Here is a 16,997-nt window from a genome sequence, read left to right as displayed (position 1 = left end):
TCCTCGCTCGACGAGTCGTCCTCGAAGCTGGTGGTGAGCGGCGCGCGGGTGCACAACCTGCAGAACGTCGACCTCGAGATCCCGCGCGACTCGATGGTGGTGTTCACCGGTCTCTCGGGCTCGGGCAAGTCCTCCCTGGCCTTCGACACGATCTTCGCGGAGGGCCAGCGGCGCTACGTCGAGTCCCTCTCCGCGTACGCCCGCCAGTTCCTCGGGCAGGTGGACCGGCCTGACGTCGACTTCATCGAGGGCCTCAGCCCCGCGGTCTCGATCGACCAGAAGTCGACGAACCGCAACCCGCGCTCCACCGTCGGCACGATCACCGAGATCTTCGACTACATGCGTCTGCTGTGGGCGCGCATCGGCGTCCCGCACTGCCCCATCTGCAGCGAGCGGATCTCCGCGCAGACCGTGCAGCAGATCGCCGACCAGCTGATGGAGCTCGAGACCGGTACCCGCTACCAGATCCTCAGCCCCGTCGTCTCGCAGAAGAAGGGCGAGTTCGTCGACCTCTTCAAGGAGCTGACCGCGGGCGGCTACTCCCGCGCCATGGTGGACGGGAAGCTCGTCCAGCTGAGCGAGCCGCCGGTGCTCAAGAAGCAGTACAAGCACGACATCTCCGTCGTGGTCGACCGGCTCGTGGCCGGCCCCGACATCCTCGGGCGCCTCACCGACTCGCTCGAGACGGCCCTGCGGCTCACCGACGGCATCGTGCAGATCAACTACGTCGACGGCGAGGGCGACGGCGCCTGGACCACCTACTCCGAAAAGCTGTCCTGCCCCAACAACCACCCGATCTCGCTGACCGAGATCGAGCCGCGGACCTTCTCCTTCAACGCGCCCTTCGGCGCCTGCCCGGAGTGCTCGGGCCTCGGCACGCGCATGTCGGTCGACGACGAGCTGCTGCTCGGCGACCCCGACCTGAGCATCGCCGAGGGCGTCATCATCCCCTGGACCACCCAGGGCAAGGGCCTGTTCCAGTACTACGAGAAGCTGCTCGACGGCCTCTCCCGCGACCTCGGCTTCACGCTCACCACCCCGTGGAAGCGCCTCAGCACCGAGGTGCAGCAGGCCGTCCTCCACGGCGACAACTTCGAGGTCAAGGTCAAGTGGAAGAACCGCTACGGCCGCGAGATGAGCTACACCTCGGGCTTCGAGGGCGTCGTGCCCTACATCGAGCGCCAGTTCGTCCAGGCCGAGACCGACGTCCAGCGCACCCGCTGGTCCGAGTTCCTCCGCGAGGTGCCCTGCCCCGTGTGCAAGGGCTCCCGCCTCAAGCCCGAGGTGCTCGCCGTGCTCGTGCACGGGGCGAGCATCGCGGACGTGGCCGACCTCAGCCTCGGCGACGCCCAGGACTTCATGAGCCGGCTCGAGCTGACCGACCGCGAGGCGCACATCGCCGCGCAGGTGCTGCGCGAGATCCGCGCGCGCATCGACTTCCTCATCGAGGTCGGGCTCAACTACCTCAACCTCTCGCGCGCCGCCGCCTCCCTGTCGGGCGGCGAGGCGCAGCGCATCCGCCTGGCGACCCAGATCGGCTCCGGGCTGACCGGCGTGCTCTACGTGCTCGACGAGCCGAGCATCGGCCTGCACCAGCGCGACAACCGCCGCCTGATCGACACCCTCATCAAGCTGCGCGACCTGGGCAACACGCTGATCGTGGTCGAGCACGACGAGGACACCATCCGCACCGCCGACTGGATCGTCGACATCGGCCCGGGCGCCGGGGTCAACGGCGGCAAGGTCGTGCACTCCGGCTCCTACGAGTCGCTGCTCGAGAACACCCACTCGCTCACCGGCGACTACGTCTCGGGCCGCAAGGCGATCGAGGTCCCGAAGAAGCGGCGGAAGATCGACCGCAAGCGGATGATCAAGGTCGTCGGGGCGAACGCCAACAACCTCCGCAAGGTCGACGCGGAGTTCCCGCTCGGCACGTTCGTCGCGGTCACCGGGGTCTCCGGCTCCGGCAAGAGCACCCTCGTGAACGACATCCTCTACCGCGTGCTCGCCAACCAGCTCAACGGCGCCCGCAAGGTGCCGGGCAAGCACACGCGCGTCACCGGCCTCGAGAACCTCGACAAGGTCGTGCACGTCGACCAGAATCCGATCGGCCGCACGCCGCGCTCGAACCCCGCCACCTACACGGGCGTGTTCGACCGCATCCGCAACCTCTTCGCCGAGACCACCGAGGCGAAGGCGCGGGGGTACCTGCCCGGCCGCTTCAGCTTCAACGTCAAGGGCGGCCGCTGCGAGGCCTGCTCGGGCGACGGCACCATCAAGATCGAGATGAACTTCCTGCCCGACGTCTACGTCGCGTGCGAGGTCTGCGGGGGAGCGCGCTACAACCGCGACACCCTGACCGTGCACTACAAGGGCAAGAACATCGCCGAGGTGCTCGACATGCCGATCGCCGAGGCGGCCGACTTCTTCGAGCCGATCACGGCGATCCACCGCTTCCTCCGCACGCTGGTGGAGGTGGGCCTCGGCTACGTCCGCCTCGGGCAGAGCGCGACCACGCTCTCCGGCGGCGAGGCGCAGCGCGTCAAGCTGGCGACCGAGCTCCAGCGCCGCTCCAACGGCCGCAGCGTCTACGTGCTCGACGAGCCGACGACGGGCCTGCACTTCGAGGACGTCCGCAAGCTCCTCCTCGTCCTCAACGGCCTGGTCGACAAGGGCAACACGGTGATCACCATCGAGCACAACCTCGACGTCATCAAGTCGGCCGACTGGCTGATCGACATGGGTCCCGAGGGCGGCGCCGGCGGCGGACAGGTGGTCGCGGTGGGCACCCCCGAGCACGTGGCGAAGGTCGAGGGCAGCCACACCGGCATGTTCCTCGCCGAGATCCTCGGCTGACGCGAGCGAGAGGCATGGCGCAGACAGTCGACTTCCGGCCGAAGCCGGGGGAGATCCCGACCCTCCCGGGCGTGTACCGCTTCACGGACGCCCGGGGGCGGGTGCTCTACGTGGGCAAGGCCAAGAACCTCCGCGCGCGGCTGAGCAACTACTTCGCCCCGCTGCCGAGCCTGCACGAGCGCACCCGGCGGATGGTCACCTCGGCCTCCGGCGTCGAGTGGACCGTCGTCGGCACCGACGTCGAGGCCCTGCAGCTCGAGTTCACCTGGATCAACGAGTTCGATCCACCCTTCAACGTCAAGTTCCGCGACGACAAGTCCTACCCCTACATGGCGGTGACGCTCGGCGACGAGGCCCCGCGGGTGATGGTCACGCGGAACGCCAAGATCAGGAAGGCCCGCTACTTCGGGCCCTACCCCAAGATCTGGGCGATCCACGAGACGATCGACCTGATGATCAAGGCGTTCCCGATCAGGACCTGCAACGACTCCAACTACAAGCGCGCCATGCAGAGCGGCAAGCCCTGCTTCGCGTCGCAGATCGGCCGCTGCGGCGGGCCCTGCTCCCACCGCGTCACCTTCGCCGAGCACCGCGAGATGGTCGACCGCTTCGTCGCCTTCATGGGCAGCCACGACCGCCGGATGATCGGCGAGCTCGAGAAGGAGATGCGCGAGGCCGCGGCGGCGATGGAGTACGAGCGCGCGGGGAAGCTGCGCGATCAGGCCGCCGCCCTCGACGCGGTCCTCGCCAAGAGCGCGGTCGTGCTCAAGGACAACGTGGACGTCGACCTCTACGCGATCGTCCACGACGAGCTCGCCGCCTCCGTGCAGCAGTTCCGGGTCCGCGGCGGGCGCATCCGCGGCGAGCGGGGCTGGGTCGTCGACATGGAGCTCGACATGAGCACGGCGGAGCTCGTCGACACGGCGCTCCAGGCCGCCTACGAGACCGGCGACGTCCCGCCCCGGGAGGTCGTCGTGCCGGAGCTGCCCGAGGACACCGAGGCGCTCGAGGAGTGGCTGAGCGGACTGCGCGGCACGAACGTGCGCCTCCGAGCGGCCCAGCGCGGAGACAAGGCCGCCCTCCTCGAGACGGCGACGCAGAACGCGAAGCACTCGCTGATGCTCTACAAGACCCGCCGCTCCGCCGACTTCACCGCTCGGACGCAGGCTCTGGAGGACATCCGCGACGCCCTCGGCATGAGCGAGGCGCCGCTCCGCATGGAGTGCTACGACGTCTCCCACCTCAGCGGCACCAACATCGTCGCCTCGATGGTGGTCTTCGAGGACGGGCTCGCGCGGAAGGACCAGTACCGGCGGTTCTCCATCGCCGAGTCGACGGACGACACCGAGTCGCTGCACCAGGTGCTCACCCGCCGCCTCGCGTACCTCCGCGAGCCGGTCGAGCCCGCGGCGGTCGACCCCGAGACCGGCGAGGCCAAGCGGCGCAAGTTCTCGTACCCCCCGCAGCTGCTGATCGTCGACGGCGGCCAGCCGCAGGTCGCAGCCGCGCAGCGCGCGCTCGACGAGTCCGGGGTGACCGGCATCACCCTCTGCGGGATCGCCAAGCGCCTCGAGGAGATCTGGCTGCCGGACTCCGACTTCCCCGTCATCCTGCCGCGCAACAGCGATGCGCTCTTCCTCTTCCAGCGCATCCGCGACGAGGCGCACCGCTTCGCGATCACCCACCAGAGGACGCGTCGCAAGCGCGACATCTCGTCGCAGCTGGCCGAGGTGCCCGGGCTCGGAGGCACGCGAGTTCGCGACCTGCTGAAGCACTTCGGATCCGTCGCCCGGCTCCGCGAGGCGGGCGAGGCCGAGATCGCCGAGGTCAAGGGCATCGGCCCGACGCTGGCGGGCGCGATCCACGCGCACCTGCATCCGGACGGGTCCGCCGTCGGGGGCACGCCCTAGGCTGGAGGCCCGCGCTCCGGGGGAGAGCGGCCGGTGCCCGGCACCGAGGACACGAGCAGACACGAGCACGGAGAGCGCATGAGCACGGAGAGCGAGCAGCAGGACGTGCTGATCGTCACGGGGATGTCCGGAGCGGGCCGGTCCACGGCCGCGAACGCGCTGGAGGACCTCGGCTGGTACGTCGTCGACAACCTGCCGCCGCAGATGCTGCGCCCGCTGGTCGACCTGGCGCAGCGTGCAGGGGACACGCTGCCGAAGATCGCGGCGGTCGTCGACGTCCGCGGACGCGACTTCTTCGAGGACCTCGGCGACATCGTCCGCGAGCTGCGCGCCGGGGTCGACCTCCGAGTGGTGTTCCTCGAGGCCACCGACGCCGCGCTCGTCCGCCGCTTCGAGCAGGTGCGCCGTCCGCACCCGCTGCAGGGCCGGGGGACCCTCCTCGACGGCATCTCCGCCGAGCGGACGCGCCTCGCTCAGCTGCGGGAGTCGGCCGACATCGTCATCGATACCTCGGACCTCAACATCCACCAGCTGGCCACCAGCATCACCGAGCGCTTCGCCGAGGCCGGCCGCGCGGGCCTCCAGGTCACGGTGATGAGCTTCGGCTTCAAGTACGGGCTGCCGACGGACGCCGACATGGTGGCCGACGCGCGGTTCCTGCCGAACCCGTACTGGATCCCGGAGCTGCGTCCGCACACGGGTCTCGACGAAGAGGTGAGAGACTACGTGCTGGCCCAGCAGGGCGCCGAGGAGTTCATCGACTCCTACTCCCGGGCCCTGCGCCCCGTGCTCGACGGCTACCAGCGCGAGAACAAGCGCCACGCGACCATCGCGATCGGCTGCACGGGAGGCAAGCACCGCTCCGTCGCGGTCGCGGGCCGTGTCGCGGCCCGTCTGGCCGAGCTGCCGGGCGTCGCCGTCAACGTGGCGCACCGCGACCTCGGCCGAGAATGATCCCCGCGCGCTCAGCCGCGCACCCGACGTAAGGAAGACTCCGTGGCCCTCACCGCAGACGTCAAGGGCGAACTGGTCGCGATCGTCTCGCGCAAGAACACCGTCCGTGCCGCCGAACTGGCGACCATCCTCCGCTTCTCCGGAGGACTGCACATCATCTCCAACCGCCTCGCGGTCGAGGTCGAGCTCGATTCCGCCCCGCTCGCGACCCGCGTGCGCCGCGACCTCGCCGAGCTGTACGGCGTCCGCAGCGAGGGCAGCATCGTCTCGGCCGGCGGATCCCGGAGGACCACGAGCTGGCTGGTGCGCGTCGTCGAGGGCGGGGACACCCTCGCCCGGCAGACCGGCCTCCTCGACCAGCGGGGCCGGCCCGTCCGCGGCCTGCCCAACCGCCTCACGACCGGCTCCCGCGAGGAGCTCGCCGCCCTGTGGCGCGGCGCCTTCCTCGCCCAGGGCTCGCTGACCGACCCGGGCCGCTCCGCGGCGCTCGAGATCATCTGCCCCGGCAACGAGGCGGCCATGGCGATCGTCGGAGCCGCCGGACGCCTGGGAGTCCAGGCCAAGTCCCGCGAGGTGCGCGGCGTCCACCGGGTCGTCATCCGCGACGGCGAGAGCATCAGCGCGATGCTCACCCTGATGGGCGCGACCGCGACCGTCGCGAGCTGGGAGGAGCTGCGCCAGCGCCGCGAGGTGCGGGCGACCGCGAACCGCCTCGTCAACTTCGACGACGCGAACCTCCGCCGCTCCGCCCAGGCCGCCGTCGCGGCGTGCGCCCGCGTCGAGCGCGCGATGGAGATCCTGGGCGACGACATCCCCGAGCACCTCCGCTACGCCGGGCGCCTGCGCCTCGCGCACCGCGACGCGAGCCTCGACGAGCTCGGCCACCACGCCGATCCGCCGATGACGAAGGACGCCGTCGCCGGCCGCATCCGCCGCCTCCTCGCGATGGCCGACAAGCGCGCGTCCGACCTCGACATCCCGGGCACCGACGCGAACCTCCCGGCCGAGCTGCAGGACCTGTAGGCCCGGCCGCACGGCGCGCCCCGCCCGGCGAACGCTGAGTGTCTCCTGGTCGAACAACGCAAGCCCTCCGAACGCGGAGGGGCCCCCTCGCTAGACTGATCGGGTCGCTCAGGACACTCCCGGCCCTCCTCCTCCGCCTCGCGGAGGACGCCGAGACGCCGGCGGGTCGCACGGGAGCGACGACCACGAACAGGAGATCGCACATGGCTGACTACACGCTCGCCGAACTGCCCTACGACTACTCGGCCCTCGAGCCGAACATCAGTGGGCGGATCATGGAGCTCCACCACGACAAGCACCACGCGACGTACGTGGCCGGGGCGAACACCGCCCTCGCCTCGCTGCAGGAGGCTCGCGACAGCGAGAACCTCGCGAACGTGAACAAGCTCCAGAAGGACCTCGCCTTCAACCTCGCCGGTCACGTGAACCACACCGTGTTCTGGAACAACCTCTCGCCGGACGGCGGCGACAAGCCCGTCGGCGAGCTCGCCGCGGCCATCGACGACAACTTCGGGTCGTTCGACAAGTTCCGCGCCCACTTCACCGCCTCGGCCCTCGGCATCCAGGGCTCCGGCTGGTCGATCCTCGCCTGGGACTCTCTCGGCGAGAAGCTCATCATCGAGCAGCTCTACGACCACCAGGGCAACCTCGCCGCGGCGACCGTCCCGGTCCTCCTCCTCGACATGTGGGAGCACGCCTTCTACCTCGACTACGTCAACGTGAAGGCCGACTACGTCAAGGCGTTCTGGAACATCGTGAACTGGGCCGACGTCTCCGCGCGCTTCGAGAAGGCCCGCGAGAAGACTTCGGGCCTGCTGCTACTGTCGTAGCGATCTCGGCGTCCCGGGCCCCGCGTCCGGGACGCCCTGTCGTCGGCTTCCACCCCTCCACTGCACCGTCGAGGTGCCTTTCCTCACCAGGAGATATCTGTGTCCGTCAAGATCGGCATCAACGGCTTCGGCCGTATCGGCCGTAACTTCTTCCGTGCAGCCCTCGCCAAGGGCAGCGACCTCGAGATCGTCGCGGTCAACGACCTCACCGACAACAAGGCCCTCGCGCACCTCCTGAAGTACGACTCCATCACGGGCCGCCTCGACGCGACCGTCGAGCTCGACGGCGACCGCATCGTCGTCAACGGCAAGCCGATCATCGTCCTCGAGGAGCGCGACCCCGCGAACCTCCCCTGGGGCGAGCTGGGAGTCGACGTCGTCATCGAGTCGACCGGCCGCTTCACCAAGTCGGAGGACGCGCGCAAGCACATCACCGCGGGTGCCAAGAAGGTCATCGTCTCCGCTCCCGCCACCGGCAGCGACGTCGCGACCCTGGTCCTCGGCGTGAACGAGAACACCTACGACCCCGCGACGCACGACATCATCTCGAACGCGTCCTGCACCACGAACTGCCTCGCGCCGCTCGCCAAGGTGCTGCTCGACAACTTCGGCATCGAGCGCGGCCTGATGACCACGGTCCACGCGTACACCGCCGACCAGAACCTCCAGGACGGCCCGCACAGCGACCTGCGTCGCGCCCGCGCCGCCGCCGTCAACATCATCCCGACCTCGACCGGTGCCGCCAAGGCGCTCGGCCTGGTCATCCCGGAGCTCGTCGGCAAGCTCGACGGCTACGCCCTCCGCGTCCCGGTCCCGACCGGCTCGATCACCGACCTCACCGTCGAGCTGACCAAGCCCGCCACCGTCGAGGAGATCAACGCGGCGTACAAGGCGGCCTCCGAGGGAGACCTCAAGGGCATCCTCAAGTACACCGAGGACCCGATCGTCTCGAGCGACATCGTGACCGACCCGCACTCGTCGATCTTCGATGCGGGCCTCACGAAGGTCATCGGCAGCCAGGTCAAGGTCGCCTCCTGGTACGACAACGAGTGGGGCTACTCCAACCGCCTCGTCGACGTCACCGAGTTCGTCGCCGGCAAGCTCTAAGGGCTGCGCGCAGTGACGCTCCGCACTCTGGACTCACTGGGCTCCCTCGCAGGCACGCGCGTCGTCGTTCGCTGCGATCTGAACGTCCCCCTGAAGGACGGAACGATCACGGACGACGGCCGCGTGCGCGCGTCGGTGCCCACGCTCCAGCGTCTGGTCTCCGAGGGCGCCCGAGTCGTGGTCGTGAGCCACCTCGGGCGCCCCGAGGGGAAGCCCGAGGCGAAGTACAGCCTCGCTCCCGTCGCCGCCCGCCTCGGCGAGCTGCTCGACGCTCCGGTGGCCTTCGCCGAGGACACCGTCGGGGAGGCGGCCTCGGCCGCCGTCGACGCCCTCGAGGACGGCCAGGTCGTCGTCCTCGAGAACCTCCGGTTCAACGCCGGCGAGACGAGCAAGGACGAAGCCGAGCGCCGCACCTTCGCCGAGAAGCTGGCCGCCTACGGCGACGCCTTCGTCTCCGACGGGTTCGGCGTCGTGCACCGCAAGCAGGCGAGCGTCTACGAGCTCGCCGAGCTTCTCCCCAGCGCCGCCGGCACGCTGATCGCGGCCGAGCTCGAGGTGCTGGAGCGGCTCACCGAGAAGCCCGAGCGCCCCTACGCGGTCGTCCTCGGCGGCTCGAAGGTCTCGGACAAGCTCGGCGTGATCGAGCACCTGCTGCCGAAGGTCGACTCGATCCTCATCGGCGGCGGAATGCTCTTCACCTTCCTCAAGGCCCAGGGCCACGAGGTCGGCGCCAGCCTGCTGGAGGCCGACCAGGTCGACACCGTGCTCGGCTACCTCGCGAAGGCGAAGGAGCTGGGTGTGGAGATCGTCCTGCCGACGGACGTCGTCGTGGCGTCGGAGTTCGGCCCCGACGCCGAGCACCAGGTCGCCTCGGCTGACGCGATCGAGGGCACGCCCTTCGGTGAGAAGGGCCTCGGCCTGGACATCGGACCGGACACCGCCGCGCACTTCGCCGAGATCATCGCGGCGTCCAGGACGGTGTTCTGGAACGGCCCCATGGGCGTCTTCGAGCTCGAGCCGTTCGCGGCGGGTACCAAGACCGTCGCGCAGGCGCTCACCGAGGTCGACGGTCTCAGCGTCGTCGGCGGAGGCGACTCCGCCGCGGCCGTCCGCGCCCTCGGGTTCCGCGACGACCAGTTCGGCCACATCTCGACGGGAGGCGGAGCGAGCCTCGAATTCCTCGAGGGCAAGCGCCTCCCCGGACTGGAGGTCCTCGGATGGTAGACACCACCGCCCGCACCCCGCTCATCGCCGGCAACTGGAAGATGAACCTGGACCACCTCCAGGCCATCGCCTTCGTGCAGAAGCTGGCGTGGAGCCTCAAGGACGCCGATCACGACTTCGACGGCGTCGAGGTCGCGGTGTTCCCGCCCTTCACGGACCTCCGGCCCGTGCAGATCCTCGTCGACTCGGACAAGCTGCCGCTCAAGTACGGCGCGCAGGACGTCTCGAAGTTCGACAGCGGCGCCTACACCGGTGAGATCTCGGGTCAGTTCCTGAAGCAGCTCGACTGCGACTACGTGATCGTCGGCCACTCGGAGCGTCGCACGCTCCACGGCGAGACGGACGCGGACATCGCCGCCAAGTCGGCCGCGGCCGTCAATCACGGCGTCGCTCCGATCATCTGCGTCGGCGAGACCGCGGAGGACCTCGAGAAGCACGGCCCGTCGGCCGTGCCGGTCGCCCAGCTGAAGGAGGCCCTCACCGGCCTCCCCGCGGACGCCGACCTCGTCGTCGCCTACGAGCCGGTCTGGGCCATCGGCTCCGGACAGGCCGCGACGCCCGAGCAGGCCCAGCAGGTCTGCAAGGCGCTCCGCGGAGTCGTCGCCGACGTCCTCGGCGCCGACACCGCCGCGAAGACCCGCATCCTCTACGGCGGCTCCGTGAAGTCCGGCAACATCGCCGGCTTCATGCGCGAGCCCGACGTCGACGGAGCACTCGTCGGAGGCGCCAGCCTCCAGGTCGACGAGTTCGCGGCGATCGCGCGATTCCGGAACCACGTCGGGGTCTGAGCTGCTGCGACGAGAGGGCGGGCCCATCGGGCCCGCCCTCTCGTCGTCCACGCCGCTCCCTGCGCGGCGTGGCGCGGTCGGCTTCGCGACGGGGCGCGGTTCCGAGAGCGGGATGCGTTCGGCTACGGCGATCCGCTCGGACGCGGATCACCGGTTCGCCTCGGAAGATCCCACACCGGCTTCGCGCGTTGGCCGGTGCGGTGCTGTCGGCTCGTCGCGGGGTGCTCTCCGAGAGCGTGGCGCGTTCGGCTCGATGGATCCGAAAGTACGTGGATCACAGGCTCGCGGTCCGGCGACTGGAGAGGTTGTCGAGGGTACCGCGACGAGGCCACCCGCTCCGCCCCTCGACGGACAGTCGTATACATCGCCCCGAACACGGGACGACGCATTCCTCGCGGATTCGCAGGCGCCGTTATACTCGTCGGGGCGCGCAACGCGCCAGAACTTCGAAAGGTACCGCGTGGACATCCTCCAGGTCGTGCTCCAGGTCATCCTGGGCATCACGAGCCTCCTGCTCACCATGCTGATCCTGCTCCACAAGGGGCGCGGCGGCGGTCTGTCCGACATGTTCGGGGGCGGAGTCACCTCCAACCTCGGCGCGTCGGGCGTCGCCGAGCGCAACTTGAACCGCATCACCGTGATCCTGGGCGTCGTCTGGCTGGCCTGCATCGTGGTGCTCGGACTCATCACCAAGTTCACCACCGGAGCATAGGGGTACTCGCAATGGCATCAGGCGGCAGTGCAATCCGCGGTTCGCGCGTCGGCGCAGGACCCATGGGCGAGCAGGACCGGGGCTTCCACGCGGAGCGCGTCGCGGTCTCCTACTGGGACGCTCTCGGCAACGAGACGGTGCGCCACTTCTCGGCGGCCCTCCCCGAGGACGAGATCCCCGAGGTGATCGACTCCCCGCAGTCCGGTCTCCCCGCGGGCCGCGACCGGGCGAACCCGCCCCAGGTCGCGAAGACCGAGCCCTACAAGACGCACCTCGCTTACGTGAAGGAGCGCCGCACCGAGGCCGAGGCGGCTCAGCTCCTCGAGGAGGCGCTGCAGCAGCTGCGCGCCCGACGAGGCACCGCGACCCCGTCCTGATCCTCACCGCACGACGAACGACGGAAGGCCCGCCCCCTCAGGGGACGGGCCTTCCGTCGTTTCCGGACCGGGCTCAGTAGCTCGGAGCGATGAGCGACTCGGGGACCTCGGCCGCTGCCTCCTGGTCGACGAAGAACACCGTGCGCTTGCGACCGAACGCGCCCGACGCGGGCACCTCGTTCGTGCTGGCACCCGCGAGCGCGAGGCCCAGGGCCGAGGCCTTGTCGGCGCCGGCGAGCACCATCCAGATGCGGTCCGACTGGTTGATCAGCGGCAGCGTGAGGGTGAGGCGCTCCGGCGGCGGCTTCGGCGAGTTGCGGACGGCGAGGACGCCGGGAGTCGTGGAGCGGATCGCGGAGCGCTCGGGGAACAGCGACGCGATGTGCCCGTCCGGCCCGACGCCGAGGAAGGTGATGTCGAAGCGCGGGTAGTCGCGCCCCTCGGAGGCGTGCTCGCGCAGCTCCGCGTCGTAGGCAGCGGCGGCGCCGTCGAGGTCCAGGCCCTCGTCCGAGGCCGGGTAGGAGTGCACGTTCGCCGCCGGCACATCGAGGACGCTGAAGAGGTCCCCGGCCTGGACGTCGTTGCGGTCCTCGTGGCCGCGGGGCACCCAGCGCTCGTCGCCCCACCAGAAGTGCACGCGCGACCAGTCCACGTTGCCGGCGGCGGAGGAGGAGCCGATCTCCTTGAGCGTGGCGGCTCCCATCGTCCCTCCGGTGAGCACGACGTTCGCCGAACCCAGGTCGTCGAGGACGTCGATCGTCTTGGTGAGGAACCGGGCGGCGACCGAGCCGGCGAGGGTCTGCTTGTCGCGGTGGACCAGCACGCGGCGTTCGGTGGTCATCTCAGGGGACTCCTTCGGGTTCGGGTGCCGATCGGCGGGGTTCGGCTCCGTGTCGGGAAGCTCTGAGGTGCGGGCGCCCTGGACGGGCGCCCACACCTCAGGAGGCGCTGCGGGCCTCGGCCTTCTCAGTGAGCATGTCGACCCCGCGCGAGATCACTTCACCGTACAGGTCATCCGGGTCGAGCCGGCGCAGCTCCTCCGCCAGGCAGTCCCGGAGGCTGCGGCGGGGGAGTGAGATGTCGTGAACCGGCTGATCGGGCTGCGTGAGCGTCGCGACGTTGGGCACCGAGCGCTCGAGCTCGATCACTCCGGAGTCGCGGCTGAGCCGCACGCCGTGGATCCCGCTGGACCCGGTCGCGCTGATCGTGAGCTCGTGGTCGACGGGGATGTCGAGCTCGAGCTGCAGCCAGGCGGCGAGCAGGATCGTCGAGGGCGAGTCGGGCGCGCCCGAGACCTCGACGGCCGTGATCGGCTCGTAGGGCGGCTGGTCGAGCACGGCGGCGAGCTGCGCGCGCCAGAGGGTGAGGCGGGTCCAGGCGAAGTCGGTGTCGCCGGGGGCGTAGGTGGACGCGAGGTGGTGCAGCGCTTCCGCCGGGTTCGACTGGGCCGACGCGTCGGTGATCCGCCGAGTGGCGATCCGGCCGATCGGGGACGCGGAGGCGTTGTCCGGAGCGCTGTTCGGCCACCAGGCCACGACGGGGGCGTCGGGGAGGAGCAGGCCCGTGACCAGGCTCTCCTCGTCCTCGGCCGCGTCCCCGTAGGGACGGAGCACGACGACCTCGCTCGCGCCGGCGTCGCCTCCGACCCGGATCTGCGCGTCGACCCGCGCCGTCGCGTCGACCGGGACCGTGGTGGTGCCGTCGTCCTTCGAGACCACAATGACGCGCATCGGGTGCTCGCGGGACGCGTCGTTCGCGGCTTCGATGGCCTCCTCCTCGTGACCCCGGGAGGTCGCGATGATGAGGGTGAGGACGCGGCCGAGGGCGACGGCGCCGCCCTCCTCGCGGATCTTGACGAGGGTCTTCGAGACCTCGCTCGTCGTGGTGTCGGGCAGATCGACGATCATGGACGCCTCCAGGTGCGGCCGTCGCGGGCGAGGAGCTCGTCGGCGGAATCGGGGCCCCAGGTTCCGGGGCGGTACTGCTCGGGCTGGCCCTGCGTGGCCCAGAACTCCTCGATCGGGTCGAGGATCTTCCAGGACAGCTCGACCTCCTCGTGCCGGGGGAAGAGCGGCGGCTCGCCCAGGAGGACGTCGAGGATGAGGCGCTCGTAGGCCTCGGGACTCGCCTCGGTGAACGCGTGGCCGTAGCCGAAGTCCATCGTCACGTCGCGCACCTGCATGCCGGCGCCGGGCACCTTCGAGCCGAAGCGCATGGTGACGCCCTCGTCGGGCTGGACCCGGATGACGAGCGCGTTCTGGCCCAGCGACGTGGTCTGGCTCTCGGCGAAGAGCTGCTTCGGTGCCCGCTTGAACACGACCGCGATCTCGGTGACGCGGCGGCCGAGGCGCTTGCCGGCCCGCAGGTAGAACGGCACGCCGGCCCAGCGTCGGGTGCCGATGTCCAGGCGCATGGCGGCGTAGGTCTCGGTGGTCGAGGTGGGGCTCATGCCGTCCTCCTCGAGGAAGCCGAGCACCTTCTCGCCGCCCTGCCAGCCGCCGGCGTACTGCCCGCGGGCGGTAGAAGTGGAGAGGTCGGCGGGGAGGCGGACGGCCGCGAGGACCTTCTCCTTCTCCGCACGAAGGTCGGCCGCGTCGAACGAGATCGGCTCCTCCATGGCGGTCAGGGCGAGCAGCTGCAGCAGGTGGTTCTGGATGACGTCGCGCGCCGCTCCGATGCCGTCGTAGTAGCCCGCGCGCCCGCCCACGCCGATGTCCTCGGCCATGGTGATCTGCACGTGGTCGACGTAGTTCGAGTTCCAGAGCGGCTCGTACATCATGTTGGCGAAGCGGAGGGCCAGGATGTTCTGGACCGTCTCCTTGCCGAGGTAGTGGTCGATCCGGAAGACGGAGTCGGGCGGGAAGACCGACTCGACGACGTCGTTCAGCTCGCGAGCCGTCTTCAGGTCGCTGCCGAACGGCTTCTCGATGACGACGCGGCGCCACTGGCCGTCCTTCTGCTCGGCGAGGCCGGAGCTGCGCAGCTGCTCGGTGACCTGCGGGAAGGACTTCGGGGGGATCGAGAGGTAGAAGGCGAAGTTGCCGTTCGTGCCGCGCTCGCGGTCGAGGTCGTCGACGGTCGTCTTCAGGCGGGCGAACGCCTCGGGGTCGTCGAACTCGCCCTGCACGAACCGGATGCCCTGCGCGAGCTGCGCCCAGACCTCCTCGTGGAACTCGGTGCGGGCGTGCTTCTTCACGGAGTCGTGGACGACCTGCTCGAAGTCCTGGTCGTCCCAGTCGCGCCGGGCGAATCCGACGAGGGCGAAGCCGGGAGGCAGGAGGCCGCGGTTGGCGAGATCGTAGACCGCGGGCATGAGCTTCTTGCGGGAGAGGTCGCCGGTCACGCCGAAGATGACGAGGCCGCTGGGCCCGGCGATCCGGTTCAACCGGCGGTCGAAGCTCAACCTCAGCGGATTGAACTCGGGGGTGATGTCCACAGACATGTGCAGTGTCCTTCTGTGTGCCGGTGAGACCGGCGCACTGCTATCGGTGAGGGAGGGGGAGGAGCGGGCGGGCCCGGCTGCTGCCCCGGGAAGTGGTCGCGGGACGACCGCGGGCACGCCGCCGCGCGCTCGAGAGCGCAGCGGCGGCGTGCCCGTCGGATCAGGTGTTGAGGGCCTCGAAGAGCGCCTCGAGGTCGGCCTCGGGGTCGGTCAGCGTGAGGGTCAGCACCGGCCGGCCGTGCTCGGCGAGCACGCTCGCGTCGCCGGCGGCCTGCGCCAGGATGAGCTGGCCGAAGGTGAACGGGCTGTCCGGGATCTCGAGGTCCACGTCGGAGCGCTCGGTGATCTGGAGGAACACGCCGGTCGGCGCGCCGCCCTTGTGGTACTGCCCCGTCGAGTGCAGGAAGCGCGGGCCCCACCCGAAGGTGACGGGGCGCTGGGCCTGAGCGGCGAGGAGGTCGCGCACGCCCTCGAGCTGCGGGAGCGCGAGGCGGTTGACGTACGCCTGGATCGAGACGTAGCCGCCGTCGCCCAACTGAGCGAGGAGGCGGTCGACAGCAGCGGCGACCGTCGAGACGCCCTCGGTGACGCTGCTGCTGCCGGTGACCTCGATGCCCGCGTCGGTGAACGCGGGCGCCTCGGGCTCGGGGCGCTTCTCGAGCAGGGCCCGGGTCGCGACCTTCGCCGACTCGACGTCGGGCTGGTCGAACGGGTCGATGCCCAGGAGGCGACCCGCGACGGCGACGGCGTACTCCCACGTCAGCATCTGAGCGCCGAGCGAGCCGGAGAGGAGGATCTCGCCCTCGTGGCGGTCGCGCGGGAACAGGTGCAGCGCCGTGGCGTCCTCGACCAGGCGGACGACCTGCACGTCGGGCAGGTCCTCCGAGAGCTCGGGGGCCAGCGTGCCGAGGACGACGGGGAGGATGCCCGTGCCGTCCTTGCCGGTGGACTCGGCGATGAGCTGCTCCGCCCAGTCGGCGAAGCCGACGATGTCGGTCCCGTCGGCCACGATCGCGAGCTTGTCGCGGCGCGGGCTGGTCGCGGCGATCGCCGCTCCGAGGATCAGGCCCGGGTTCTCGGGGTAGTCCACGGCGAGCCCGAGGGAGGCCTCGGCCGCCTCGTCGAGGAGGGCCTCGATGTCGGCGCCGGCGAGCCCGGACGGCACGAGGCCGAACGCGGAGAGCGCCGAGAAGCGCCCGCCGATGTTCGGGTCGGCGTTGAACACGCGGTAGCCGGCCTCGCGGGAGGAGGTGTCCAGGGGCGAGCCCGGGTCGGTCACGATGACGATGCGGTCGAGCGGATCGATGCCCGCCTCCGTGAACGCCTTCTCGTAGGCCTTCTTCTGGCTCGCGGTCTCGACGGTCGAGCCGGACTTCGAGGAGATGACGACCGCGGTCGACGCGAGCCGGTCGTTCAGGGCCGCGAGCACCTGGCCGGGCGCCGTCGAGTCGAGCACGGTGAGCTCGACGCCGGCGGTGCGGGTGATGACCTCGGGCGCGAGCGAGGAGCCGCCCATGCCGCCGAGGACGATGTGGTCGACGCCTTTGGCCTGGAACTCCTCGCGCAGGGCGAGGATCTGGGGGATCAGGGGGCGGGAGACGGTGGTCGACTCGGTCCACCCGAGGCGCTTGGCCGCCTCCTCCTCCGCCGCGGCGCCCCACAGGGTGGGGACCTGGGCGGTGATGCCGGACGCGACCTCGTCGGCGACGAGCTCCGGGACGACGCGGTCGACGGCCTTCTCGGCGTCTCCGCTGACGTGGATCTGAATGGCCAT

The 16,997-nt window shown here is 70.3% G+C and carries 14 protein-coding genes; 10 read left to right on the top strand and 4 right to left on the bottom strand.

Going from position 1 to position 16,997, the window contains the following annotated elements; translation table 11 throughout:
- Window positions 1-30: 30 nt before the first annotated feature.
- The 10 genes from uvrA to C5C71_RS03000 all read left to right on the top strand — a co-directional run bounded on the left by uvrA (window position 31) and on the right by C5C71_RS03000 (window position 11,781).
- Window positions 31-2,856: an excinuclease ABC subunit UvrA gene (uvrA, locus tag C5C71_RS03045; RefSeq protein ID WP_244229661.1), complete on the top strand. Its 2,826-nt coding sequence runs from the start codon at window positions 31-33 to the stop codon at window positions 2,854-2,856.
- 14 nt (window positions 2,857-2,870) lie between these two features.
- Complete coding sequence (gene uvrC / locus C5C71_RS03040; RefSeq protein ID WP_104337128.1) at window positions 2,871-4,766, top strand: excinuclease ABC subunit UvrC; 1,896 nt, start codon at window positions 2,871-2,873, stop codon at window positions 4,764-4,766.
- A 78-nt stretch (window positions 4,767-4,844) separates the two neighbouring features.
- Window positions 4,845-5,720 carry an RNase adapter RapZ gene (rapZ, locus tag C5C71_RS03035; RefSeq protein WP_097166020.1) on the top strand — a complete coding sequence of 292 codons (876 nt, stop codon included), beginning with the start codon at window positions 4,845-4,847 and terminating at the stop codon, window positions 5,718-5,720.
- Window positions 5,721-5,762: 42 nt separating this feature from the next.
- The gene (whiA, locus tag C5C71_RS03030) at window positions 5,763-6,743 is read left to right on the top strand and encodes a DNA-binding protein WhiA (protein WP_104221905.1); all 981 of its coding nucleotides are present in this window, start codon (window positions 5,763-5,765) and stop codon (window positions 6,741-6,743) included.
- A gap of 203 nt (window positions 6,744-6,946) precedes the next feature.
- Window positions 6,947-7,573 (top strand): superoxide dismutase, encoded by a 627-nt coding sequence (locus C5C71_RS03025; RefSeq protein ID WP_104221907.1) that lies wholly within the window; start codon window positions 6,947-6,949, stop codon window positions 7,571-7,573.
- Between the two features lie 99 nt (window positions 7,574-7,672).
- Window positions 7,673-8,680 carry a type I glyceraldehyde-3-phosphate dehydrogenase gene (gene gap, locus C5C71_RS03020; RefSeq protein ID WP_104221909.1) on the top strand — a complete coding sequence of 336 codons (1,008 nt, stop codon included), beginning with the start codon at window positions 7,673-7,675 and terminating at the stop codon, window positions 8,678-8,680.
- A gap of 12 nt (window positions 8,681-8,692) precedes the next feature.
- Window positions 8,693-9,904 (top strand): phosphoglycerate kinase, encoded by a 1,212-nt coding sequence (locus C5C71_RS03015; RefSeq protein ID WP_104337127.1) that lies wholly within the window; start codon window positions 8,693-8,695, stop codon window positions 9,902-9,904.
- Window positions 9,898-10,692, top strand: a complete 795-nt coding sequence (gene tpiA, locus C5C71_RS03010; protein ID WP_104267318.1) for a triose-phosphate isomerase — start codon at window positions 9,898-9,900, stop codon at window positions 10,690-10,692. Before C5C71_RS03015 ends, tpiA begins: the two co-directional genes overlap by 7 nt.
- A 460-nt stretch (window positions 10,693-11,152) precedes the next feature.
- Window positions 11,153-11,404: a preprotein translocase subunit SecG gene (gene secG, locus C5C71_RS03005; protein ID WP_104221915.1), complete on the top strand. Its 252-nt coding sequence runs from the start codon at window positions 11,153-11,155 to the stop codon at window positions 11,402-11,404.
- Between the two features lie 11 nt (window positions 11,405-11,415).
- A complete protein-coding gene (locus tag C5C71_RS03000; RefSeq protein WP_055791968.1) occupies window positions 11,416-11,781 on the top strand; it encodes an RNA polymerase-binding protein RbpA in 366 nt (121 codons plus the stop codon).
- A 73-nt stretch (window positions 11,782-11,854) separates the two neighbouring features.
- Here the strand turns inward: C5C71_RS03000 and pgl are convergent, their stop codons facing one another.
- The 4 genes from pgl to C5C71_RS02980 form a co-directional block, all read right to left on the bottom strand.
- Window positions 11,855-12,622, bottom strand: a complete 768-nt coding sequence (gene pgl / locus C5C71_RS02995; RefSeq protein ID WP_104221917.1) for a 6-phosphogluconolactonase — start codon at window positions 12,620-12,622, stop codon at window positions 11,855-11,857.
- A gap of 97 nt (window positions 12,623-12,719) precedes the next feature.
- Window positions 12,720-13,688, bottom strand: a complete 969-nt coding sequence (locus tag C5C71_RS02990) for a glucose-6-phosphate dehydrogenase assembly protein OpcA (RefSeq protein ID WP_104337126.1) — start codon at window positions 13,686-13,688, stop codon at window positions 12,720-12,722.
- Entirely contained in the window at window positions 13,685-15,223 is a 1,539-nt protein-coding gene (gene zwf, locus C5C71_RS02985) for a glucose-6-phosphate dehydrogenase (RefSeq protein WP_104225293.1), read from the bottom strand. The genes C5C71_RS02990 and zwf overlap by 4 nt, the downstream gene beginning before the upstream one ends.
- A gap of 160 nt (window positions 15,224-15,383) precedes the next feature.
- Window positions 15,384-16,997, bottom strand: a complete 1,614-nt coding sequence (locus C5C71_RS02980) for a glucose-6-phosphate isomerase (protein WP_104337125.1) — start codon at window positions 16,995-16,997, stop codon at window positions 15,384-15,386.

This window comes from Rathayibacter sp. AY1C1 (assembly GCF_002932105.1).
Classification (GTDB): Bacteria; Actinomycetota; Actinomycetes; order Actinomycetales; family Microbacteriaceae; genus Rathayibacter.
The sequence above is the reverse complement of the archived record's forward strand: the minus strand, read 5'-3'. Positions and strand labels throughout refer to the sequence as shown.